We start from the raw sequence: 21318 nt of genomic DNA, 5'->3' as shown, positions 1-21318 counted from the left end.
CTAGGACTTCAGTTTCTCCAGGATCAGCGCATTGACCACCTGAGCATTGGCCTGCCCCTTGGTCGCGCGCATGACGTGCCCCTGGATGGCGCCGATGGCCTTCTCCTTGCCACCGCGATAGTCAGCCACAGCCTTGGGGTTGGCCGCGATGGCCTCATCCACAAGCTGCTCGATGGCGGAGGTGTCGCTGATCAGCGCCAGGTTCTCCGCGGCGATGATCTCGCGCGGCGACCGGCCCGTCTCCCACATCTTCGGGAAGACCTGCTGGGCGATGTTGTGGCTGATCGTGCCCTTATGGATCACCGCGACGAGTTCGCCCAGCCGCTCCGGCGAGACCGGGCAGTCGGCAATGCCCAGATTGGTCTCGTTGAGCTGGTGCATCAGGTCGCCCATGACCCAGTTGCTGCACGCCTTGGCGTCGCCGCAGGCCGCGACAGCGGCTTCGTAGTAGTCCGCCACCTCGCGGCTCTCGGTCAACACGCCCGCGTCGTACTCGGGCAGGCCATACTCACTCATGAAGCGCTGCTGCCGGGCCATGGGGACTTCCGGCAGGCTGGCGCGGATCTCCGCCACCCACTCGGCTGACGGCTGCATGGGGGGCAGGTCCGGCTCGGGGAAGTACATGTAGTCGGCCGCCGACTCCTTGGTCCGCATGACGGTCGTCGCCTGCAGGGCCTCGTTCCAGCGGCGCGTCTCCTGCTGCATGGGCTCGTCGTCTTCCAGCGCGCGCCGTTGCCGGGCGATCTCATAGGCCACGGCATCGTGCACGGCCTTGATCGAGGCGAGGTTCTTGATCTCGACCTTGGGCGTGGCCTGGCCGGTTTCGTGGTTCTTGAGGTTGACCGTGGGCTCGGCGCGCATGGCGCCCTCTTCCATGTTGCCGGTTGAGACGCCCAGGTAGCGCAGCAGCCGCCGTAGTTGCAGCAGGTACTCACGCACCTGTGCAGCGGAGGTGAAGTCCGGTTCGGTGACGATCTCCATCAAGGGCAGGCCGCCCCGGTTGTACTCCACGAGGCTCTGGCCGTTGGGCAGGTGGATGTTCTTGCCGGTGTCCTCTTCCAGGTGCGCGCGGCGGATGCGGATGTGCACCGGCCGGCCCTCCACGGTCAGGTCCATGTGGCCGCCAAAGGTCAACGGCTCGTCGTACTGGCTGATCTGGTAGTTCTTGGGCAGGTCGGGGTAGAAGTAATTCTTGCGATAGAAGCGGCAGAGGGTGCCAACTTCGCAGCCCAGAGCCAGCCCGGTGCGGATGACCAGTTCGACGGCCTTGCGGTTGGTCACAGGCAGCGAGCCGGGTAGACCCAGGCAGACGGGGCAGACGTTGCTGTTGGGGTCGGCCCCGAACTCGGCTTTGCACGGGCAGAACATCTTCGAGTCAGTCGTCAGTTGGGCATGGACTTCCACGCCCACCAGGGGTTCGTACATCACGGATCACTTCCGCCTGTTTGGGGTGAACTGATTGTAGCAGTTTGGGCAGGTGGGAGGCAAGGAGCGCGGGGAACAGCCGTTCCAAGGCGGGGTGTCGGCGCAGCCGACGGGGATCCCGCCCCGTCCCGTCGCTCAACGGCTACTCGCAGCGGTCCTGCTCGGCCCCGGCCACGAGCCGCGCGGCCGCCTCGCCCAGCTCCATTACTGTGCGCTGCAGGCGCACCGCCGAGGCGGCCAGGCTCGAGAAGCTGGCGCCCCGGCATGCTACCAGGAGATTGTCGAACTCCCGCGTCTGCGCGCACCGGAGGGGGATCCCCAGCGGGCCGTTGTTATCCTCGATGCAGCCGCCGTCGGGCGAGTGCCGGTCCATGGCATGATCGGTCCAGGCAATGCAGTCCGGATGGTGCCGCCCCCAGTCGCCGCGCCGCACGTCGTGCTCGGTCAGGACATAGCGCCCGACCAGGCGCGGGCCCTCCCGCACGCCCACCCGCGCGGCCAGGCGGCTGATGCCGTATTCCTGGAGCCCATAGGCCGCCCGTACGCCCGGCCAGCGCCGAGCCACGTTGGTCAGCAGCACCTCGCGCGCCTGCTCGGGGCCCATCCGCCATCCCGCCTCGCCCGAAAGCTGGTAGACCATGTTGATGTTGTAGGCGCCGTCGGGCAGTTGGCTGATATGGGCCCAGGTGCCGTCATGTCCCCAGCCCTCATCCGGCAGGGCCACGCGATCCGGCCCGAGCCGCACCTCGAAGCACAGCGTCCAGCCGTTGAGGCGGAACTCATGCTCCGGGGGAGCCAGGGACTCTCCGTAGACATCCTGGCTCTCGCGGCCGCAGGCTGTCTCGCAGCCGGCGTCACGGGCCACGAGCACATCCCCGGTGGCGTCAATGAACGCGCCGCCCTCCACGCGCTCGGGCTTGCCCCCGCGCTCCACAGTGAGCCCCGTCATGCGCCGCAGGCCGTCCCTGCCGGGCTCGGTGTGGGCCTGCAGGAACACCGTCTCGGTCCAGACCTCCAGCGTGGGCAGGCTCGCAGCCAGTTCGGCCAGGAGGGCGCTCATCGCCTCGGGTGTGTAGGCCGGATGGGGGGAGATCAGGCGGCGTTCGCGGTCCCCCCAGCGCCGCAGCGTGTCATCATAGCTGGCGCCCTCGACATGGCGGTACAGCGGCCGGCCCGTGGGGGTGTTCAGGTCCGGGCCGATGTAGTGGGCCTGGCCCCGGCTCACGAGCGTCTCGGCCAACTCGCGGGCGAGCGCCCCCCGACTCACCGCCGGCTGCCAGGTGCTGACCAGGCTGTGCACCCCGGTGCCGCCGAGCGTCCGCTCCTTCTCCACCCAGAGCGTCCGTAGGCCCAGGCGCGCGGCCGTGAGGGCCGCGCCCGTCCCACCCGCCCCGCCGCCAATGACTATCAGGTCGTACTGTGTCACGCGTACACCTCGAAACCGGGCAAGGCAAGACAGGGCTTACTGCGTGTCTCCGCAGCTGGTCCCATCCTGCAGTAGCGCGGTCGGCCTCGCCCACGCGCACTGGAGACGGGCAGGCGAGGCCGCCTGCCCGTCCGGGATGGGTCGGCTGCTTCTGGAACGGAACGTCAGAACGGCACAATGTCCTGCACGAGGGGCAGGACCATCAGCGTCGGCATGACGAGATGCGCCGGGAGTTCGCACACCTGGGCCACGATCTCACCCAGCTCATCGGGCTGGGTCATCTTGCGCCGGATGTCGTCCGGCTTGGCCTCCCAGCCCAGGGCGGCGGTGAAGTCGGTGTTGCCCCAGGAGGGGGTCAGGCACGTGACGCGCACGCCGAACTCGCGCATCTCGACGTACAGGTGGTTGGAGAACGAGAGCAGTCCGGCTTTGGCGGCGCCGTAGATGCTGAAGCCCGGCCAGGCCTGCTGGTCGCAGATGCTGGAGATGTTGATGATGGTGCCGGAGCCCTGCGCCTTGAGCAAGGGCGCGACGCGCCGGCAGCCGTACATCACGCCGGTCAGATTCGTCGCGATGCAACTGGCGATGTCGTCGTCGCTCAGGTCCACCAGCGGGGCGATGTTGATCCCGGCCCCCGCGTTGTTGATGAGCACATCCACGCGGCCCGACTTGTCCAGGACGGTCTGCACGACCCGATCCCAGTCCGACGGCACGGTGACATCAGCCGGTACCGCCTGCACGCCGAGCTGCTCGGCCGCGGCCTGCAGACGGTCGGGGCGGCGGGCGGTGATCCACACCTGCGCCCCGCGCTGCTTGAGTACGTTGGCGATGCCGTAGCCATAGCCGACCGAACCACCTGTGACGATGGCGACGGCGCCGTTGAGCGAAGTCTGTGACATGGTGCGCTCTCCCCTTCTGGATTGGAAAGACCTGCGTAGTCTATCACAGGCCCGGGGGCGGGACAATGTGGCCGACTTGCCCTACCGCCCCACGCGCCCCGGCTCCATCTCAACCGTGCAGACGACCCGGCGCAGGCGCCCATTCGGCGCCGCCAGGCTCTTGCCCGGCGGCAGGTTGATCTGCACGATCGGGTAGTGCTGGTGTGGCGTCCACGTCTCGTAGCCGTCCACGGGGGAGACAGGCGCCTCGCGGCCATTGACCAGCACGCGCCGGACCCGCGAGCCCGGCAGCATGCGCACCCGTAGGCAGGCCCCGTGTTTGATCTCGTCAAACGCGTGGCGCGGGACATCCTGGACCGCGCCCGGCTCGTCATACCGCGCCCACCAGTGTGTCAGGAGCGACCCGAACGCTTGCCGCAGCGGCTCGGCCTCGATGTTCGGATCCTGGCCGAAGTGTGTCAGCGCCTCGTCCACCGTCACTGCGCCGCACGCCCGGTCCTCGGGCGCGATGCTGAGCGCCAGCCCGAACAGGTGTGGCGCCTGTGGCTGGGGGAGCTGGTAGCGGGACAGGCAGCAGTTGTTCTGCCACAGCTCCACGCGGCTGCGGCGGCGCTGGGCGGCCGTCTGGCCGTAGGCGGCCACCGCGAACGGCTCCGGGGGCAGCACCACGCGCACCGGGTAGCCGCGGTCCTTCTCGTAGCGCCACGGCTGGTTCCCCAGCTCCAGGATCTTGCGCAGCTTGATGAGGCCGCTCGCCTCGTACATGATCTCCATCGAGAAGAGCATCGTGTGGAAGCGATGGTAGGCGCAGACGCCGCCGGTGACGCCCCCGGCGGTCCGGAACGAGTGGTGCTCACAGCCGGGGAGAGGGGAGAGGATGCGCTCGGCATCCTCCTCCATGCGGTCTTGCGGGTAGCCCGCCTCCTCGCAAGCCCGTAGCACCTCCTCGGCGAAGAGCCGGCTGTGGGTGCGGTCGTAGCGGCTGGTGCCGTACGAGCCCTGGCAGTTCTCGAAAGTGGCGTAGCGCACGACCCGCCAGGCGCCGTGGCAGGACCCGATGACCTCCGGCTGCTCGCGGGCGATGACTGCCCACACCGCCTGCGACTCCGGCTGGGTCGGCTCGCCGTCCAGCGTGTAGTCGGCGTACAGGTTCGCACCGTTCATGTTCTGGAAGTGGAAGGTGTCGTAGCCGTCGGGGTTGGCGCAGGGGATCACCAGCACGCGCTGGCGCTCGCGGATGGCCTGGGCCTCCGGCGTCACCAGCCAGTCCAGCAGCGTCAGGAGCGAGGTCGTGGCGCTGTGCTCGTCGCCGTGCTCGGCGCCGACGAACACCGCGACCTGCTTGTCCTCGTCCGGCACTTTGCGGTCAGTCACCTCGACCAGGTGCAGGTCATGGCCGGCGACCGACTGGCCGATGGCCTCCTGGGTGACGCATTCCGGATAGCGCGCCGCCAGGTCGTGGAGGTGGGCCGCCATCTGCTCGAGGGAGGGGTCGTCCACGCGCGGGTCACGGGCGGCGTCCTCGGCGAGGCTGCCGCCCCACTTGGCGTTGGCGTAGCGGTCTGAAGGCACGAAGAAACCCCCGGTCACATGAGGTGTTGGCCGAGGGTTCGACCTGCAGGCCCGAAGGACCTGTACGGAGGCGCTACGCGAACGCCTTCAGCGTGTCCTTCAGACGGCGCGGGTAGTTCGTGATGATCGCGTCCACGCCGAGGCCGATCATCCGCTCCATGTCCGCGAGCTCGTCGGCCCAGAAGACGCTGACCCACATCTCCTTGTCATGGGCGTACTTCACGAGGTGCTCATCCACCTCCGAGATGCGGGGCTGAATGACCCGGCAGCCCAGGTAGTACGCATCGTCCACGTACTCCTCGCCGGGCTGGCCGCCGTACGGGATCCAGCACAGCCGTAGCAGCGGGTCCAGCTCCCGTAGGCGCTGCAGCCCATGGCGCGTGTGGTGGGTGATGGCCACGCGCTTGCGGCAATTGTGTCGGTCGATGGCCTCGGCGATGGCGCGCTCGCAGCGGTCGCTCTCGTTCTCGTGATCGCGCAGGTGGATGATCTGCACCGTCGGCCCGGGCAGAGCCTCGATGGCCTCGTCGAGCGTCGGGACCTGCTCGCCCTCAAAGGGGCCCGCGAACCAACTGCCGGCATCCAGCTCCCTGACCTCCGCCAGCGTCATGCTCCCCACCGGGCCCTTGCCGTTGGTGCAGCGGTCCACGGTGGCGTCGTGGATGACCACCGGATGGCTGTCACGGGTGAGGTGCACGTCATACTCAACCGCGTGCGCCCCGGCGGCGAGGGCGGCCTTGAAGGCGGTGATGGTGTTCTCGGGGGCGGATGAGGAGTCACCGCGGTGAGCAATCACCAGGGGCAGCGGCGGGCATTTGACCGGCGGCTCGCGGCGGATGGTGATGAAGTCCCCCGGTGCCGCCGCGGGTGCGGCTGTCGGTGCGGGCGTGGCAGGCTTCGCCGGCGCCGCGGACGGCCGGGCAGCTGTCGCCGGGGCTGCCGCCCCCGCCGGCGGGGACTTCAAAACGGCGCGACCGGTGCGCTGCGCCGCTTCCTCCGTCATGCGGAACTCCGCGCAGTTGAACGAGAGTGAGAGGCGCGTGGGCTGCTCGGCTTCGTCGCCATCGAGGTCGAGGTTGAGGGCGGTACAGAGGGGACCTACGGCGTCGTAGTACTCGCAGTCCACACAACGGTGCACCGGCGCATCGCAGTGTCGGCACTGCTTCTGCGTCTCGAGCCACACATCCTGACCACAACTCCAGCAGGAGATCCACATCGGGTGTCCTCCGTCCAGTCGGGATGCTCCCCCCGCCGCCACTTGCTGCGTCCTATTGTACCCGATTGCTTCACTCAGTAACAGTGTAACATGCGCATTGGTGCGGACCGCGCCCTTGACGATGCGGGGGGTGCAGGCTATACTGCCCTCACAATCAGGACGTCTCTGGCTGAGATGGGGAGGAGTAGGCGGGCCGTTCCGAGCTACAGAGAGCCGGGCACGTGGTCCTTCGGGATCGCGGGCTGAGAGCCTGGCGCCGGGCCCCGCTGAACGTCGCCCCTGAGCCGCACGAGTGAGACCGAGGGTGTAGCTCGTGCCGGGTGCGCCCGTTACCGCGCCGACGCCTGCGCCGCGTGGCCGCGCGTGTCCTCACGCGCGGAACCACCGGCAAGGGCGTCCGAGAGCCGCCATGTGCGCGGAACACAGTTCCGCCGGCGGAAGATGGGTGGTACCGCGGGAGCCTACACTGGCCTCTCGTCCCATGATGCGGTCACTGCGTGGCCGGCGGGATGAGAGGCGTTTTGCTTTCTGGGCACTAGGCACTGGGCATTGGGAAGGTGGCCGTCCCCAATGCCCAATCCCCAGTCCCCAACGCCCAGACCGGAGGTCTGACATGAAGAAGCACAGTGGTCCCCTCGTCGAAGGCTTCACCCGCGCGCCGTCGCGCGCCCTGCTCTATGCGTGCGGCTACACCGAGAAGCAGCTCATGAACGGGCCCTTCATCGGCATCGCCAACGCCTGGAGCGATGTCGTTCCCGGTCACATCGGCCTGGGGCAACTGGCGCGCGCGGTCGAGCAGGGCATCTGCGCCGGCGGGGGCGTGCCGATGAACTTCGGCATCCCGGCCATCTGCGACGGCATCGCCATGGGCCACATCGGCATGTACTACTCGCTGCCCAGCCGCGAGCTGATCGCCGACAGCGTCGAGAGCATGGCCTATGCCCACGGCTTCGACGGGCTGGTGCTGCTGACCGACTGCGACAAGATCACCCCGGGAATGCTGATGGCCGCCGGACGCCTGGATATCCCCGCCATCGTCGTCACCGCCGGACCGATGCTCACCGGGCGCTACCAGGGCCGCCGCCTGGACCTGGTCAAGGACACCTTCGAGGCCGTGGGCCGGTATCGCGGCGGGCAGATCAGCGAGGACGAACTCCACGCGCTGGAGCGTGAGGCCTGCCCCGGCTGCGGCTCGTGCCAGGGCCTCTATACGGCCAACACCATGCAGTGCCTCACCGAGGCCATGGGCATGAGCCTCCCCGGCTGCGCCACGGCGCTGGCCGGCATGTCCCGGAAGCAGCGGATCGCGTTCGAGTCCGGCGAGCGCATCGTGGGCATGGTCAACGAGGACCTGACCGCGCGCCAGATCATGACCGAGAAGGCCATTCGCAACGCCATCCGCATGGACATGGTGCTGGGCGGCTCGACCAACACGACGCTGCACATCCCGGCGATCGCCCATGAGGCCGGCGTCAACATGGCGCTCGAGGCCTTTGACGAGCTGTCGCGCGTGACGCCGCAGCTGCTGCACCTGCGCCCCTCCGGCGACCACTTCATGGAGGACCTGGAGTGGGCCGGCGGCATCCCCGCGGTGCTGAACGTCATCGGGGACATGCTCGATGACACGGTCACCTGCAGCGGCAAGATGATCAGCGAGATTGCCGCCGGCGGCTGCAACACCAACCCGGAAGTCATCCGACCGCTTGACAACCCGTACCACACCGAGGGTGGCGTCGCCATCCTGCGCGGCAGTCTCTGCCCCGAGGGCGCGGTCGTCAAGCAGTCGGCCGTCAAGGACAGCATGCGCAAGTTCTCGGGCCCGGCGATCTGCTTCAATCGCGAAGAGGACGCCATGGCCGCCATCCTGGAGAACAAGATAGAGGATGGTTCGTGGATTGTCCTGCGGTACGAGGGCCCCAAGGGCGGCCCCGGGATGCGCGAGGGCCTGAACCCGACCGCGGCCCTGGCTGGCATCGGCAAGGGCGAGACTGTCGGGCTGCTGACTGACGGGCGCTTCTCGGGCGGCACGCAGGGTCTGTCGGTGGGCCACATCTCGCCGGAAGCCGCCTCGGGCGGCCCGCTGGGCCTGGTCCAGGACGGCGACACCATCGCTGTTGATCTGGATGCCCGCACGCTGGACTTGCAGGTAGACGAAGCCGAGCTGGCCAAGCGCCGCGCGAGTTGGGTAGCGCCGGAGCCGAACATCAAGACGGGCTGGCTGGCCCGTTACGCCCGCAACGTCTCCAGCGCCGCCAAGGGTGCGGTGATGGAGTAGGGCGGCGGGAACGGTAAGGCGGGAACGCGGGAACGATGGGGCAGGAAGCGGGTGCCGTTGCCGCAGCGACGAACGACGGACAAGTTGGAGGTACTCATGTCACAGGAAATGATGCCAGGCGCCCTGGCGGTGCTCAAGGCGCTCCGTGAAGAGGGCGTGGACACCCTGTTCGGCTACCCGGGCGGACAGGTCATCCCCTTCTTCGACGCGCTGTACGACTTCGAGGGGATCAGCCTCGTCCTGCCACGGCACGAGCAGGGCGCCGGTCACATGGCGGACGGCTACTCCCGCTCTACCGGCAAGGTCGGCGTATGCGTGGTGACCAGCGGCCCCGGGGCCACCAACCTCGTCACCGCCCTGGCGACCGCCTACATGGACTCGATCCCGATGGTCGCCTTCACCGGGCAGGTCCCCCGCACCGCCATCGGCCGGGACTCCTTCCAGGAAGCCGACACCACCGGGATCACGATTCCGGTGACCAAGCACAACTACCTGGTCACCAACGAGGCCGATCTGGTGAACACGGTGCGCGAGGCGTTCTATATCGCCCGCACCGGCCGCCCCGGCCCGGTGCTCATTGACCTGCCCTCCGACATCCAGCGCGGGCCCGTGCCGTATCCGGAGCGCAACATCGAGGGTCTGGACGGCTACCACGCGCCCGAGTTGCCCGACAGCGCGGATGTCCAGCAGGCGGCCGACCTGATCAACAGCGCCGAGCGCCCCCTGCTGTACATCGGCGGCGGTGTGATCGCCTCCGGGGCGGCCGATCTGGTGACCCAGCTTGCTGACACGTGCAACATCGGCGTGGTGCACACCCTGCTGGGCAAGGGCGGGTACCCCGAGAGTCGCGATCTGTCCATGGGCATGCCCGGCATGCACGGCATGGGTTATGCCAACTGGGCCCTGCACGAGGCCGACCTGATGATCGTGGTCGGGGCGCGCTTCGATGACCGTGTCACCGGCAACCCCAAGCTCTTCTCACCGGGCACCAAGGTCATTCACATTGACGCCGACGCGGCTGAGATCAACAAGATCCGTCATGCCGACGTGGCGTTGGTGGCCGATGCCCGCGCGGCCCTGGAGGCCTTGGTACCGCTGTGTAAGCCGCGGGAGCGCACGGCCTGGGAAGAGGCGCTGCTGCAAAAAAAGCAGGAGATGGCGCTGTCATACCGCTGGACCGACGCGGGGATGCCGCCGCAGTTCGTGCTGGAGAAGCTGAACGAGATCGTCGGCCCGGAGGCCATCGTGGTGACCGACGTGGGCCAGCACCAGATGTGGTCGGCCCACTACATGAAGGTGGACAAGCCGCGGCACTGGCTGTCCTCGGGCGGCCTGGGCACGATGGGCTACGGCTATCCCGCCGCCATCGGCGCGCAGTTTGGCAATCCCGACCGCCTGGTGGTGGACATCTCCGGCGACGGCTCGATCCAGATGAACATCCAGGAGATGGCCACCGCGCGCCACCACCAACTGCCCGTGAAGGTCGTGATCCTCAACAACTGCTTCCTGGGCATGGTGCGCCAGTGGCAGGACCTGTTCTATGACAAGCGCTACTCGGCCGTCGAGTTGTGCGCCCTGCCGGACTTCGTGAAGCTGGCCGAAGCCTACGACAGCGTGGGCTTTGAGACGGCCAATCCCGACGCCGTGAGCGGCATCATCGAGCAGGCCATGGAGATCAACGACCGGCCCGTGCTGATGAACTTCCACGTGGCCCGGGAAGAGAACGTGTTCCCGATGATCCCCGCCGGCAAGAGCATTCATGACATGATGCTCAAGGAGACGCTGAGCGACTAGCATCGGGGAAGGGAGGCGGCACATGAGAGCAGCGACGCTGGGAGTGCTTGTGCTGTTCGGCCTGGGCCTCGGCTGGGCCGCCGATGAGCCCCTGCGCGTGTACGCCTACGGCGCCGCCGGCGCCGCCGTCTACGTCACGCCTCTCAAGGCTGCTGCCACCAAGGATCCCGGCTCGGACGTGGGGCCTGGCGCCTTCGCCAAGAAGTACCTGCGGGGCACCGTCCCCGTGGCCGTGAAGCTCAAGCCGGGGCCATACGTGGTGTCAGTGGTGCTGGCGGGCGAGCAAAGCATGCGCGATGCCAGCCTGCAGGCTCACGAGCGGGTATGGGACGGGTTCGACTACCATGCGCTCGTGCCGCAGAGGAGCGGTGGCTGGCGCTACGCCCACTGCTACCTGGTCGACAAGCAGGAGGGCTTCCCCGCCGAGGTTCTCGCGGTCTTCACCGACCGGATGCCGCTGGATGAGGCCCTGAGCTTCGACTGCGGCCCCGGGACCACGCGCTACACCGGCAGCGAAGAGGATGCCGCGACGGCCCTGGAGCAGGCACAGGTCTCGATGACCTTCCACGACGACGTGATCCAGGGCGTGAAGGCGGGCATGAAGGTGCTGCTGCGCGCAGGCGACGACCGCTATGCCGTGCAGGCCGATGGCCCGGTAGCGCTGCGGATCATCTCGGCCCGCGGGCAGGGCGCCTGGGCCGGTCACCGGCTGAGCGTTGCACCGTACGAGTAGAGGGTGAGGGGTCCGTCCCCGCCGCGCCCGGTCCGGCCGGCCGCGTGGGGACACACCCCGACGACCAGGAAAGGTTCCCGACATGAAACACACCATCTCCGCACTCGTGAAGAACCGGCCGCGCGTGTTGACACGTGTGGCCGGGCTATTCGCCCGGCGCGGCTTCAACATTGACAGCCTGGCCGTGGGCACCACCCAGGATCCCGCCATCTCGCGCATCACGCTCGTGGTGGATGCCGACGACGCCACGTTGCAGCAGATCGTCAAGCAACTGGACAAGCTGCACGACGTGCAGACCGTGTTCGACCACACAGGTCAGGCGGTAGTGGAGCGGGAACTGTGCCTGGTGAAGGTCGAGGCCGGGCGCGAGCGGCGCTCGGAAGTGCTGCAGCTCTGCCAGATCTTCCGTGCCGACGTCGTGGACATCGGCAACGGCACGCTGATCCTGCAGGTCGTGGGCGACTCCGGCAAGGTAGACGCCTTCATCAAGAACCTGGGCGATTACGGGATCACCGAGATGGTGCGGACCGGCAAGGTCGTGCTGGCGCGGGGAGCACAGAAGACATAGCGCCCGGCTCGCCGACCGCAACGCGAGTTGCCTTCCTGCGGAGGTGCCACGATGAGGACAGCCACCGTTGTCCTGCTTGCCATGATCATCGGCGCAGCGGCGGGTGCCCAGACCGCCCCCACCTTCGACCAGCGCACCTTCAAGGAGGCCGACTTCAGCCGCTGTGACTTCACCGGCGCCTCGTTCGCGGCGTGCATCTTTGAGCGCGCGCAGTTCCAGCGCTGTACCGGTGCTGACATCAAGATCGAGGGTGGCGAGTGGGCGCGCCTGAGCCTGCGCGAGGCGAAGCTCCCCTCGCTGACGTGGTACAACGCCGAGATCCGTGACGCGCGGCTCGAGCACGGTACGCTCAAGGGCTCGGTCCTGTCGTACGTCGGCCTCGAGGAGATGAAGTTCGACCGCTGCGACGCCCGGCGCCAGGTGTGGACCTACTGCGATCTGCGCGAAGTGGTCTTCGAGCGTGCCGAGATGCGCGATGCCCGCTTTGAGAACGTCAACGCCAGTAATGGCCGGTTTGAGTACGTTGACTTCTCCGCGGGGCGACTGAGCGGTTGCGAGTTCGACGATGCGCGCTTTGAGCGCGGCTCCTTCCGCGACGCCAGCTTCTATGGCACGGACTTCTCGGACGTGTCCCTGGAGAACTGCGACATTCGCGGGCTGAAGATCAACGGGGTGGACATTGAGGAGCTACTGCGCCGGGCCGGGCGGTAGCCGCGCCACCGGACGGAGAGCTGCATGGTTCAAGCCACTGTGAGAGACGCGATGGACGGTACCCGCAACCCCTACCTGCCGCACCTGTGCACCCTCGTCTCCATCCGGAGTGAGGGGCCGGGGCTGATGACCTTCGAGGCTGTCTTCCAGGACCCGGACAGCGCCGCCACCTTCGACTACATGCCGGGCCAGTTCATCGAGTGCTCGATCTTCGGTGCGGGCGAGGCGCCCTTCGGCATTGCCAGCGCCGCCGGCCCCAACCGTCCGGTGCGGTTCTCGGTGCAGAAGATGGGCCGCGTCACGACCGCCCTCCATGGCCTGTCCGAGGGCGATACCATCGGCCTGCGCGGTCCCTTCGGCAACGGCTTCCCCATGCGCGAGCATGTCGGCAAGAACCTCGTCATCGTCGCCGGCGGCATCGGCCTGCCACCCCTGCGCTCGGTGGTCGAGTACGTGCTGGAGCACCGCGGCGACTATGGCAACATGATGGTCATCTACGGGGCGCGCAACCCGGGGATGCTGACCTACAAGGATAAGCTGAGCGAGTGGGAAGCCTCACCGGACGTGGACCTGAAGCTCACCGTGGACAAGGGCGACGAGACCTGGACCGGCCACGAGGGCTTCGTGCCGGCGTATCTGGAGGAGCTGGCCCCGGCGCACGAGGACGCCGTGCTCTACACCGTCGGGCCGCCGATCATGATCCACTTCGTACTGGTGGCGCTGAGCAAGCTGGGCTGGCCGCCCGAGCAGGTCTTCGCCAGCCTCGAGGCCAAGATGAAGTGCGGCTTCGGCAAGTGCGGCCGCTGCAACGTGGGCCCCAAGTTCGTCTGCCAGGACGGCCCGGTGTTCAGCCAGGCGGAACTGGCGAAGCTGGCCGAGTGAGCCTGGGGCCGCCATCTAGCCACCTAACCACCATGCGTCATCACCCCGCCGTCTTCCTCGACCGCGACGGAGTCATCAACGAGGACCGCGATGACTACGTGAAGTCGTGGGCCGAGTACACCTTCTATCCCGGCGCGCTGGAGGCGCTGCGGCGCCTGCATGCGGCGGGCTGTGAGGTGTATCTCATCACCAACCAGGCCGGGGTGGGGAAGGGCATCATGCCCCGCCGCACGCTGCTGGACATCTTGCTGCGCCTGCGCGTGACCGTGCAGCGGCGCGGCGGGTTGATCCATGGCATCGCCTTCTGCCCGCACCCCTCGGGCGCCGGCTGCGAGTGCCGCAAACCCAGGACCGGGATGCTGCGGAGGCTGGCCTTCAAGTACGGGCTGGACCCGACGCGGTCGGTGATGGTGGGGGATAGCGGCAAGGACATGATCGCCGGGCGCGCGGCCGGCTGCCGGACGATCTTCATCCACACCCGCCCGCCGGACACGGCCCGGGAGCACCTCGAGTGCTGCAACCAGCCGCCCGACCACCAGTGCCGCAGCCTGCTCGAAGCCGTCGAGATCATTCTGAGCCTGCCACAGTTCGCCACGCGCGGCGATACCTCACGCTCCGGGTGAGTCGCCGCGTCCCAGATCAGGAGTAATGGCCCCATGTCTCTCACCGCCGGCGTCGCCAGTCACATCATCACCCCCTACGTGGGCATCGGCATGGAAGGCAATGCCCGCGAAGAGGGCAGTCGCGGCGTCCATGACGACCTCACTGCCCGCGCGCTCGTGCTCTCCAACGGGCAGGACACCGTCGCGCTGGTCGTCCTCGATATCTGCATGCTGCCCGGCTGGATGGCGACCCGCATCCGGGAGTTGGTGGCGCAGCAGACGGGCCTGCAGCCGCACCAGGTCCTGACCGCCGCCATCCACACCCACGCCGGGCCGATCACCGTCGGCATCTTCGGCGAGGCGCCGGACGAGACGCTCCTGCGCCAGGTAGCCGCCCTCGCCGCCGGGGCCGTCGCGGAGGCCTTCCGCAACCAGGTCCCGGCGCGGATCGGCTGGGGTCGGGGGCGTGCCGAGGAGCCCGTCAACAACCGGCGGTTGATCGCGCGCGACGGCAGGCTGCACATGAACTGGGAGGGGCTCGACCCCGCGGACGTGGTGCAGGTCCTGGGGCCGACTGACCCCGAGATCGGCCTGGTGCGCGTGGACACTGCCGACGGCCGCCGGCTCGCCACGCTACTGAACTACGCCCTGCACCCGGCCATCCTCGCGGGTGACAACTGGCTCATCTCGGCCGACTGGCCCAGCTACGCCCGGCGCGTCGTCGAGCAGCTTCACGGCGGCACGGCCCTGTTCTTCAACGGCGCCACCGGCAACGTCAATCACATCAACCATCGCCGCCCCGAGCAGCAGCGCGGCTTCTATGAGGCGCGGCGCCTGGGGACGATCGTGGGCGCGGCGGCGGTGCAGGGCCTGCTCCAGATCGAGCGGCTGCATGACGACATCGCCCTCGGCAGCCGCAGCCGCGTCCTGACCGTCGCCGGTCGGCGGGTCAGCCCCGAGCAGGTCGCTGCCGCCGAGGCGATCATGGCCGCCCACACCGGGCCGCTGGTGGAGGCGGCCACCGACGGGGCCTCCGACGCGCTCTTCGCCTCCGAAGCGCTGAAGCTGGCGGCGCGGGGCGAGTTCGCCGAGCGGGTTGAGGTGCAGGCCGTGCGCCTGGGGCAGGCGGCCGTCATCGCCCTGCCCGTCGAGTTGTTCGTGGACTACCAACTGCGCTTCAAGCGCGAGAGCCCCCTGCCCCACAGTCTGCTCATCGGCTACGCGAACGACTACCTGGGCTATGTGCCCACGCCGGAGGCCCTGCAGCAGGGCGGGTACGAGGCGCAGCCGATGAGCTGGAGCAAGCTCGGCCCGACGGCAGGCGACACGCTCATCGCCACCGGTCTGGAACTGCTGAGCGAATTGTGCTGAAGTGATGGAATCGCCATGGCCCGCACGTTCAGACCCAAGTCAACTGCCACCTATGGTTGGGGCTCAGCGGTCACGCTACTGCTGCTTCTCGGCCTGACCCTCTGGGTGAGCCACTCCCTCCGCCTGGTGAAGGTCCCCTCCAAGTCCATGGCCCCGACGCTCAAGCCCGGGGACATCGTGACCAACCGTGTGGACGCCTACCGGAAGCGACTGCCCAGGCGCGGCGAGATCGTCGTCTTCCACGACAGGCAGAACGGCGAACTGCTCATCAAGCGTGTGGTCGGGGTGCCCGGTGAGCGCGTCGCCGTGTGGTCGGGCCGCGTGTGGGTGAACGGCCGGCGCCTCGAGGAGCCCTACGCCATCGGGAGGCAGGTCCTGGAGCGTCCCGAGGAAGTGACGCTGCAGGACGACGAGGTCTGGGTCATGGGCGACAACCGCGACTTCAGCGACGACAGCCGCGACTACGGTCCGGTGAAGACGTCGCAACTGGTGGGCCATGCCACGGCCATCGTCTGGCCGGCCGACCGGCGGGGGCGCCTGGAGGCGACGCGCGACGAGAGCGAGTCGGGCCGCAGCCGCACCCGTACGTCCGGATGACGCGACCAGCGCCACGACCTCAGGCCCTGCGCTCGACACCACGTTTTCCCCCCTCGTCGTGAAGGAAGCGCCGCCCCGGAGACGAATACAACCATACAATGAGTGATCCGGAACACCACGTGGAGGTACTGCCATGCGGAAGGGCTTTACGCTGATTGAGTTGCTGGTCGTGATCGCGATCATCGCGATTCTGGCGGCGATTCTGTTCCCGGTGTTCGCCCGCGCGCGGGAGAAGGCCCGTCAGACCAACTGCGTGGCCAACGTCAGGCAGTTGGGCACAGCCCTGCAGATGTATACGGACGACTACGACGAGACCTTGCCGCGCTTCAACTTCGGGGCGATCATGGTTGGCGGATCGCCGCAGAACCAGACCTGGGCCCGGGTCATCAAGCCCTATGTGAAGAACAACCAGCTTTATGTCTGCCCGAGCAAGAAGACCAACGGGTGGCTGTTTGAGAGCGATAGCGACACGGTCTGGGCGCCATGTGGCTATGGCGTCAATGACGCCTACGTTTTCCCCGGCGTCGGCTACAGCGTCGTGTCGCTCTCACAGGTCGGCGACCCGGCGTCCACCATCAGTCTGAGTGAGCGCGCCGGCCTCAACACGGTGCGCATCTACGCACCGGTAGCGCAGGGCGGCGCCGGGGCCAACCCCTCATGCAACGTAGATGGCCGCCACAACAACGGCGCGAACTTCCTCTTCCTCGACAGCCACGCCAAGTTCATGCCCACGAACGGTGCCTGGCGCAAAGACGACACGATGTGGGACCTGAACTGAAGATCACTGTCGGCCCCCCGGCGCTCCCCTCGTCAGAGGGGGGCGCCTGTCGTTGTCGGCCCCCCCTGCCAGTCGCAGTCCCGCTTGACATCGGCCTGCGGGTATGGTACATAGCGCCCATGAAAGCGCTTGCAGTAAGCGCTGCCATAGGGAGCAGCCCTTGAGCACGGTGGCCGAAGTGGCGGCCCTGGCGGGCGTGTCGCCCTCCACGGTGTCGCGGGTTCTGAGCGGGAAGGGCATCGCGCTGGTGTCCGATGCGACACGGACGCGCGTCCACGAGGCCGCGGAGCGCCTGGGCTACCGCCCCTCGGCTGCTGCTCGCGCGTTGGCGACAGGGCGAGCAGGTACGGTCGCCTTCTGCTGCTACCACGCCTATGACAGCGGGATGAGCCGTCTGCTGCGTGCAGTTCACAGCCTGGCCACCGACGCAGGCTACCACCTGCTGCTGGTACACCCGGAGACGACCGACGAGGTCGGTCGCCTGCTGATCGAAGAGCGCGTGGATGCAGTCATCTGGGTGCGCTACCCGGTACACGAGGCCGACGCGCTGATGCAGAGTCGCGGCGCGCCCCACCAGGTTGTCATCGCCATCGGTGAGACACAGAGCGATCGGGTCCCCGAACAGGTCTTCTCGGTCGTCTGGGACGACCTCTCCGGCATGCGGCAGGCTCTTCGACACCTGACCGCCCTGGGGCACCGGCATGTGACCTTCTTGCAGGGCGTCGCGGACGAGCGCAACTGCAAGGTCCATGCCTTCGCCCGGGCCTGCGCCGAACTGGGCCTTCCCCACGACAGCGTGCGGTGTGACGACGAGAGCGACCGCGTGGCGGCCGGGATCGCGATGGCCGAGTGCGTGCTGCGCCGGCCTCAGCGTCCCACCGCCTTGGTGGCGCGCGTGGACGACTTCGCCTTCGGTGCCATCGGTGCGCTCCAGGAAGCCGGCCTCGCCGTTCCTGACGCCATGTCCGTCGTGGGCTACCACGACACCCCCGGGGCTGCCCACGCTCGACCGACGCTCACCAGCCTGCGCACCCCGGAGCTGCAAGGGGTGGCGACGCTGATGCCGTCGGCGTTGGCCGCCCTCGAGCGCGACCCGGACGAGCGGGCCGCCCCCACCTGTCTCCACCTGGAGACCCAGCTCATCATCCGTGGCAGCACTAGCCCCCCTGGGGGGCCAGCCATACATAGAAAGGGTGATTGACGTGAGACGTGGCTTCACACTCATCGAGCTACTGGTCGTGATCGCGATCATCGCGATTCTGGCAGCGATCCTCTTCCCGGTGTTCGCCAAGGCGCGGGAGAAGGCGCGGCAGTCAAGCTGCCTGTCGAACCTCAAGCAGATCGGCCTGGCGACGCTGCAGTACGTCCAGGACTACGACGAGACGATGCCGCATCATCAGCGCGTTGGTTGCAGCATCACCGTGCAGTCGCAGATCCAGCCGTACCTGAAGAACCTGCAGATCTGGGTCTGCCCCTCGCAGTCGGCCAACTACTTCTACTACTGGGACAACCCCACCGGCACCGGCCCGGTGACCGGCATCGTGGGCTCGTATGGCTGGAACCTGCGGCTCGGCAGCGTGGGCATCGGCACGGGTTCGGGCATCGTCAGGCTCGGAGCGGTGCAGTCGCCCAGCGAGATCGGCATGTGGGCAGACTGCCAACCCTCGTTGACGCACCTGCAGGACAACACCTACTACATGACCGCCTGCCCGCACAATGACGGCGGGAACATGGTGTACGTGGACGGCCACGCCAAGTGGCAGAACAAGAACTACATGCGGCCCCGCTGGCAGCCGATGAGCGGCGCCCCCTGGGACCTGTAGTCCGCACGCTCTCCCGCACACACGCAAACAACAACGCCACCCTCAACCGAGGGTGGCGTTGTATCGTTGCTGTTTCCCGTTCTTCCGTTCTTCTGTTCTTCCGTCCCCGCCGTTAGCCCTTCTTCAACCACGACATCATGGCGCGCAGGCGCTTGCCGACTTCCATGATCGGGTGGTCGTCGCCCTCGCGCAGCAGCGCGTTGAAGCACGGCCGGCCGGTCATGTTCTCGAGGATCCACTCCTTGGCGAACGAGCCGTCCTGGATCTCGCGCAACATCAGGGCCATCTCGTCGCGGGTGTCCTCGGTGATGATGCGCGGGCCGCGCGACAGGTCGCCGTACTCGGCGGTGTCGGACACGCGCCGGCGCATCCCGTCAATGCCGAAGTTGTGAATCAGGTCCAGGATCAGGCCGAGTTCGTGGCACACTTCGTAGTAGGCGATCTCCGGCTGGTAGCCCGCCTCGACGAGGGTGTCGAAACCGGCGATGATGAGCTCGGACACGCCGCCGCACAGCACGGCCTGCTCACCGAACAGGTCGGTCTCGGTCTCTTCGGCGAAGGTGGTCTGCAGGATGCCGGCCTTGGAGGCCTTCAGGCCCTTGCCGTAGGCCAGGGCGAGCTTGAGGGCGTTGCCGGTGTAGTCCTGGTAGATGGCGACCAGCGAGGGCACGCCGGTGTCGGCGATGTAGCACTGGCGGACCAGCGCGCCGGGGCCCTTCGGGGCGATCATGAAGACATCCACGTTCTTGGGCGGGACAATCTGGCCGAAGTGGATGTTGAAGCCGTGGGAGAAGATCAGGGCATTGCCCTCGACCAGGTTCGGCTCGATGAACCTCTTGTACACGGAAGCCTGGGCGTGATCCTCGGTCAGGATCTGGATCAGGTCCGCTGCCTTGGCGGCGGCGGCGGCGTCCTTGACTTCCCAGCCGTCCTTGACGGCCTTCTCGTAGTTGGCCGTGCCGGGCAGCTCGGAGACGATGACTTCCAGGCCGCTGTCGCGCAGGCACAGTGCCTGCGCCTCGCCCTGGATGCCGTAGCCGATGATGGCGATCTTCTTGCCGGCCAGGGCGCTCAAGTCTGCGTCATTGTCGAAGTACATCACGGGTCCGTCACTCATCGGAAAAGCCTCCCTAAGGGCACAAGTTGCCGACTGATTCACCGCCGGAGCGTGTCTGTTCGCCAGGCGAGCAGCAAGTCCTGCGCGGTCATTCGGCGTGAGTAGTTGGGTCTGGGGGTGCGTCGGTAACAGAGGCGGCGCGGAAGACCCGGCTATATGTGAGACCTAATAGTACACCAACCACGGCAAACACTGCAACATTGAGCAGCAGCACCGACACCCGATGCAGTCCGACAGTGCCGGTCTGGGGGTCGTAGCGGATCAGGGCGCTGTACATCAGCCACAGGCCGTAGACGAGGGGGCCGAGGAGGCCGACCGCCGCGCCCTTGAGCAATCCGGCGGCCAGGCGCTTGCGCGCCGCCCCGGCGATCAGCCCGACCAGGACCGCGACCACAGGCACGGCCATCGCCAGCACCCGAACGGCGCCGGCGAACTGCTGGAGGTCAACGATCTCGTGGTAGTCGTTCATGGCGTCCGAGACGCTATCCCTGCTCGACCGGTGCGGCCTTGGCGTCGCACGCCACCGCCGTAATGTCTATGTTCACCGGGCACAGCTTCACGCAGCGGCCGCAGCCTACGCAACTGAGCTTGCCGAAGCGCTCCACCGAGTACCACAGCTTGTGTGACACGCGCTGGCGCTGGCGTTCCCACTGCTGGGGGCGGCGGTCGTGACCGCTGGCTTCCTCGCAGAACTGGCGGAACTGGCACGTGTCCCAGCACCGATAGCGATAGCCGGTCCCGGCCACCGCGTCATCCATCACATCGAAACAGGTGCAGGTGGGGCACAGGAACGTGCACACGCCGCAGCCGATGCACGCCTCTGTATGCTTCTGCCAGAGGGCCGCGTCCTTGAACACGCCCCGGATGGCCTCGGTGACGCCCTCGGGCTCGATCCGCCGCTTCTGCATGGAGCCGACCTTCTCGGCCAGCTCGGCACGCACCGCCCCCGCGTCGCCGTCGAATGACTGCAACACCCCCACCGTCGCCGCCAGCGCCGCCTCGCCCTGCTTCGTCATGCCCTCGACGAGGTACAGGTCACCCCTGATCGGCGTGAGCAGCACATCCATCCCGCGCGGGTTCGACAGCGCCCCGGCGATGGACTCGCAGAAACACTCCGGCACTGTAGCGTCGCAATTCATTGCGACCACGAGCGCGCGCTCGCGGCGGCGGGCGTAGTACGGGTCGCCCTGGTCGCAGGCCCAGAACTCATCGGCCAGCGCGAGGGCCGCGGTGTCGCACAGCCGCGCGCCGAAGATGACGAGGTCGCGCTCGTCCAGCGGCTTCTCATGGACGCGGACCTTCGCGCCCGCGCCCTGGTAGCGCAGCATCTCCTCGGAGGCGGGGTAGAACCAGCGCTTGAGGCCCTCATCCACGACGCCGGGCTGCAGCACGATCTGCGCCAGGTCGTCGACCTCGCCAAAGCCGACACGGCCCTGCGTATCGCGCACGGGCGCGATCAGGTGCTTGCCTGCGGCCAGTTTGGTCAGCCATTCGCCGAGTTGCTCTCGGGCGAGGGTGTATGCCATGGT

The 21318-nt window shown here is 67.7% G+C and carries 20 protein-coding genes; 12 read left to right on the top strand and 8 right to left on the bottom strand.

Annotated features, from left to right (window positions below; genetic code table 11):
* From gatB to LLH23_20525, 5 genes are all read right to left on the bottom strand, one after another.
* Positions 1-1428, bottom strand: coding sequence for an Asp-tRNA(Asn)/Glu-tRNA(Gln) amidotransferase subunit GatB (gatB, locus tag LLH23_20545; protein MCE5240860.1), 1428 nt, complete (start codon positions 1426-1428; stop codon positions 1-3).
* 139 nt (positions 1429-1567) lie between these two features.
* The gene (locus LLH23_20540) at positions 1568-2851 is read right to left on the bottom strand and encodes an FAD-dependent oxidoreductase (protein MCE5240859.1); all 1284 of its coding nucleotides are present in this window, start codon (positions 2849-2851) and stop codon (positions 1568-1570) included.
* A gap of 164 nt (positions 2852-3015) precedes the next feature.
* Positions 3016-3750, bottom strand: coding sequence for an SDR family oxidoreductase (locus LLH23_20535; protein ID MCE5240858.1), 735 nt, complete (start codon positions 3748-3750; stop codon positions 3016-3018).
* A gap of 81 nt (positions 3751-3831) precedes the next feature.
* Complete coding sequence (locus LLH23_20530; protein MCE5240857.1) at positions 3832-5322, bottom strand: hypothetical protein; 1491 nt, start codon at positions 5320-5322, stop codon at positions 3832-3834.
* A 73-nt stretch (positions 5323-5395) separates the two neighbouring features.
* On the bottom strand, positions 5396-6538 hold the full coding sequence (locus LLH23_20525) for a hypothetical protein (protein ID MCE5240856.1): 1143 nt from the start codon (positions 6536-6538) through the stop codon (positions 5396-5398).
* A gap of 613 nt (positions 6539-7151) precedes the next feature.
* Between LLH23_20525 and ilvD the strand changes: the two genes are divergently transcribed.
* The 12 genes from ilvD to LLH23_20465 all read left to right on the top strand — a co-directional run bounded on the left by ilvD (position 7152) and on the right by LLH23_20465 (position 18672).
* Positions 7152-8813, top strand: coding sequence for a dihydroxy-acid dehydratase (gene ilvD / locus LLH23_20520; GenBank protein ID MCE5240855.1), 1662 nt, complete (start codon positions 7152-7154; stop codon positions 8811-8813).
* Between the two features lie 96 nt (positions 8814-8909).
* The gene (gene ilvB, locus LLH23_20515) at positions 8910-10607 is read left to right on the top strand and encodes a biosynthetic-type acetolactate synthase large subunit (GenBank protein MCE5240854.1); all 1698 of its coding nucleotides are present in this window, start codon (positions 8910-8912) and stop codon (positions 10605-10607) included.
* Positions 10608-10629: 22 nt separating this feature from the next.
* Positions 10630-11340: a hypothetical protein gene (locus LLH23_20510; GenBank protein MCE5240853.1), complete on the top strand. Its 711-nt coding sequence runs from the start codon at positions 10630-10632 to the stop codon at positions 11338-11340.
* Between the two features lie 82 nt (positions 11341-11422).
* Positions 11423-11908 carry an acetolactate synthase small subunit gene (gene ilvN, locus LLH23_20505; protein MCE5240852.1) on the top strand — a complete coding sequence of 162 codons (486 nt, stop codon included), beginning with the start codon at positions 11423-11425 and terminating at the stop codon, positions 11906-11908.
* A gap of 51 nt (positions 11909-11959) precedes the next feature.
* The gene (locus LLH23_20500; protein MCE5240851.1) at positions 11960-12619 is read left to right on the top strand and encodes a pentapeptide repeat-containing protein; all 660 of its coding nucleotides are present in this window, start codon (positions 11960-11962) and stop codon (positions 12617-12619) included.
* A 24-nt stretch (positions 12620-12643) separates the two neighbouring features.
* On the top strand, positions 12644-13501 hold the full coding sequence (locus LLH23_20495) for an FAD/NAD(P)-binding protein (protein ID MCE5240850.1): 858 nt from the start codon (positions 12644-12646) through the stop codon (positions 13499-13501).
* A gap of 32 nt (positions 13502-13533) precedes the next feature.
* A complete protein-coding gene (locus LLH23_20490; GenBank protein ID MCE5240849.1) occupies positions 13534-14124 on the top strand; it encodes an HAD family hydrolase in 591 nt (196 codons plus the stop codon).
* A gap of 33 nt (positions 14125-14157) precedes the next feature.
* The gene (locus tag LLH23_20485; GenBank protein MCE5240848.1) at positions 14158-15474 is read left to right on the top strand and encodes a neutral/alkaline non-lysosomal ceramidase N-terminal domain-containing protein; all 1317 of its coding nucleotides are present in this window, start codon (positions 14158-14160) and stop codon (positions 15472-15474) included.
* Positions 15475-15489: 15 nt separating this feature from the next.
* Complete coding sequence (lepB, locus tag LLH23_20480) at positions 15490-16071, top strand: signal peptidase I (GenBank protein MCE5240847.1); 582 nt, start codon at positions 15490-15492, stop codon at positions 16069-16071.
* A 133-nt stretch (positions 16072-16204) separates the two neighbouring features.
* Positions 16205-16849 carry a DUF1559 domain-containing protein gene (locus LLH23_20475; protein MCE5240846.1) on the top strand — a complete coding sequence of 215 codons (645 nt, stop codon included), beginning with the start codon at positions 16205-16207 and terminating at the stop codon, positions 16847-16849.
* A 169-nt stretch (positions 16850-17018) separates the two neighbouring features.
* A complete protein-coding gene (locus tag LLH23_20470) occupies positions 17019-18050 on the top strand; it encodes a LacI family transcriptional regulator (protein ID MCE5240845.1) in 1032 nt (343 codons plus the stop codon).
* A 1-nt stretch (position 18051) separates the two neighbouring features.
* Entirely contained in the window at positions 18052-18672 is a 621-nt protein-coding gene (locus LLH23_20465) for a prepilin-type N-terminal cleavage/methylation domain-containing protein (protein MCE5240844.1), read from the top strand.
* 112 nt (positions 18673-18784) lie between these two features.
* Here LLH23_20465 and ilvC read toward each other — a convergent pair whose 3' ends face one another.
* The 3 genes from ilvC to LLH23_20450 form a co-directional block, all read right to left on the bottom strand.
* On the bottom strand, positions 18785-19789 hold the full coding sequence (gene ilvC, locus LLH23_20460) for a ketol-acid reductoisomerase (protein ID MCE5240843.1): 1005 nt from the start codon (positions 19787-19789) through the stop codon (positions 18785-18787).
* Positions 19790-19877: 88 nt separating this feature from the next.
* Positions 19878-20258 carry a hypothetical protein gene (locus tag LLH23_20455; GenBank protein MCE5240842.1) on the bottom strand — a complete coding sequence of 127 codons (381 nt, stop codon included), beginning with the start codon at positions 20256-20258 and terminating at the stop codon, positions 19878-19880.
* 13 nt (positions 20259-20271) lie between these two features.
* The gene (locus LLH23_20450; protein ID MCE5240841.1) at positions 20272-21315 is read right to left on the bottom strand and encodes a 4Fe-4S dicluster domain-containing protein; all 1044 of its coding nucleotides are present in this window, start codon (positions 21313-21315) and stop codon (positions 20272-20274) included.
* Positions 21316-21318: the final 3 nt, after the last annotated feature.

The sequence above is a fragment of the bacterium genome (assembly GCA_021372615.1).
In the GTDB taxonomy this organism is placed as follows: Bacteria; Armatimonadota; Zipacnadia; order Zipacnadales; family UBA11051; genus JAJFUB01.
This window is presented reverse-complemented; position numbering and strand designations above follow the sequence as displayed.

What these genes read in the sequence shown, in the direction of transcription:
- LLH23_20485 (MCE5240848.1), top strand. Translation starts at nt 14,158, where the DNA reads ATGTCTCTCACCGCCGGCGTCGCCAGTCACATCATCACCCCCTACGTG.
- ilvB (MCE5240854.1), top strand. Translation starts at nt 8,910, where the DNA reads ATGTCACAGGAAATGATGCCAGGCGCCCTGGCGGTGCTCAAGGCGCTC.
- ilvC (MCE5240843.1), bottom strand. Translation starts at nt 19,789, where the DNA reads ATGAGTGACGGACCCGTGATGTACTTCGACAATGACGCAGACTTGAGC.
- LLH23_20475 (MCE5240846.1), top strand. Translation starts at nt 16,205, where the DNA reads ATGCGGAAGGGCTTTACGCTGATTGAGTTGCTGGTCGTGATCGCGATC.
- lepB (MCE5240847.1), top strand. Translation starts at nt 15,490, where the DNA reads ATGGCCCGCACGTTCAGACCCAAGTCAACTGCCACCTATGGTTGGGGC.
- LLH23_20510 (MCE5240853.1), top strand. Translation starts at nt 10,630, where the DNA reads ATGAGAGCAGCGACGCTGGGAGTGCTTGTGCTGTTCGGCCTGGGCCTC.
- LLH23_20525 (MCE5240856.1), bottom strand. Translation starts at nt 6,538, where the DNA reads ATGTGGATCTCCTGCTGGAGTTGTGGTCAGGATGTGTGGCTCGAGACG.
- ilvN (MCE5240852.1), top strand. Translation starts at nt 11,423, where the DNA reads ATGAAACACACCATCTCCGCACTCGTGAAGAACCGGCCGCGCGTGTTG.
- LLH23_20450 (MCE5240841.1), bottom strand. Translation starts at nt 21,315, where the DNA reads ATGGCATACACCCTCGCCCGAGAGCAACTCGGCGAATGGCTGACCAAA.
- LLH23_20490 (MCE5240849.1), top strand. Translation starts at nt 13,534, where the DNA reads ATGCGTCATCACCCCGCCGTCTTCCTCGACCGCGACGGAGTCATCAAC.
- LLH23_20500 (MCE5240851.1), top strand. Translation starts at nt 11,960, where the DNA reads ATGAGGACAGCCACCGTTGTCCTGCTTGCCATGATCATCGGCGCAGCG.
- LLH23_20495 (MCE5240850.1), top strand. Translation starts at nt 12,644, where the DNA reads ATGGTTCAAGCCACTGTGAGAGACGCGATGGACGGTACCCGCAACCCC.
- LLH23_20455 (MCE5240842.1), bottom strand. Translation starts at nt 20,258, where the DNA reads ATGAACGACTACCACGAGATCGTTGACCTCCAGCAGTTCGCCGGCGCC.
- ilvD (MCE5240855.1), top strand. Translation starts at nt 7,152, where the DNA reads ATGAAGAAGCACAGTGGTCCCCTCGTCGAAGGCTTCACCCGCGCGCCG.
- LLH23_20535 (MCE5240858.1), bottom strand. Translation starts at nt 3,750, where the DNA reads ATGTCACAGACTTCGCTCAACGGCGCCGTCGCCATCGTCACAGGTGGT.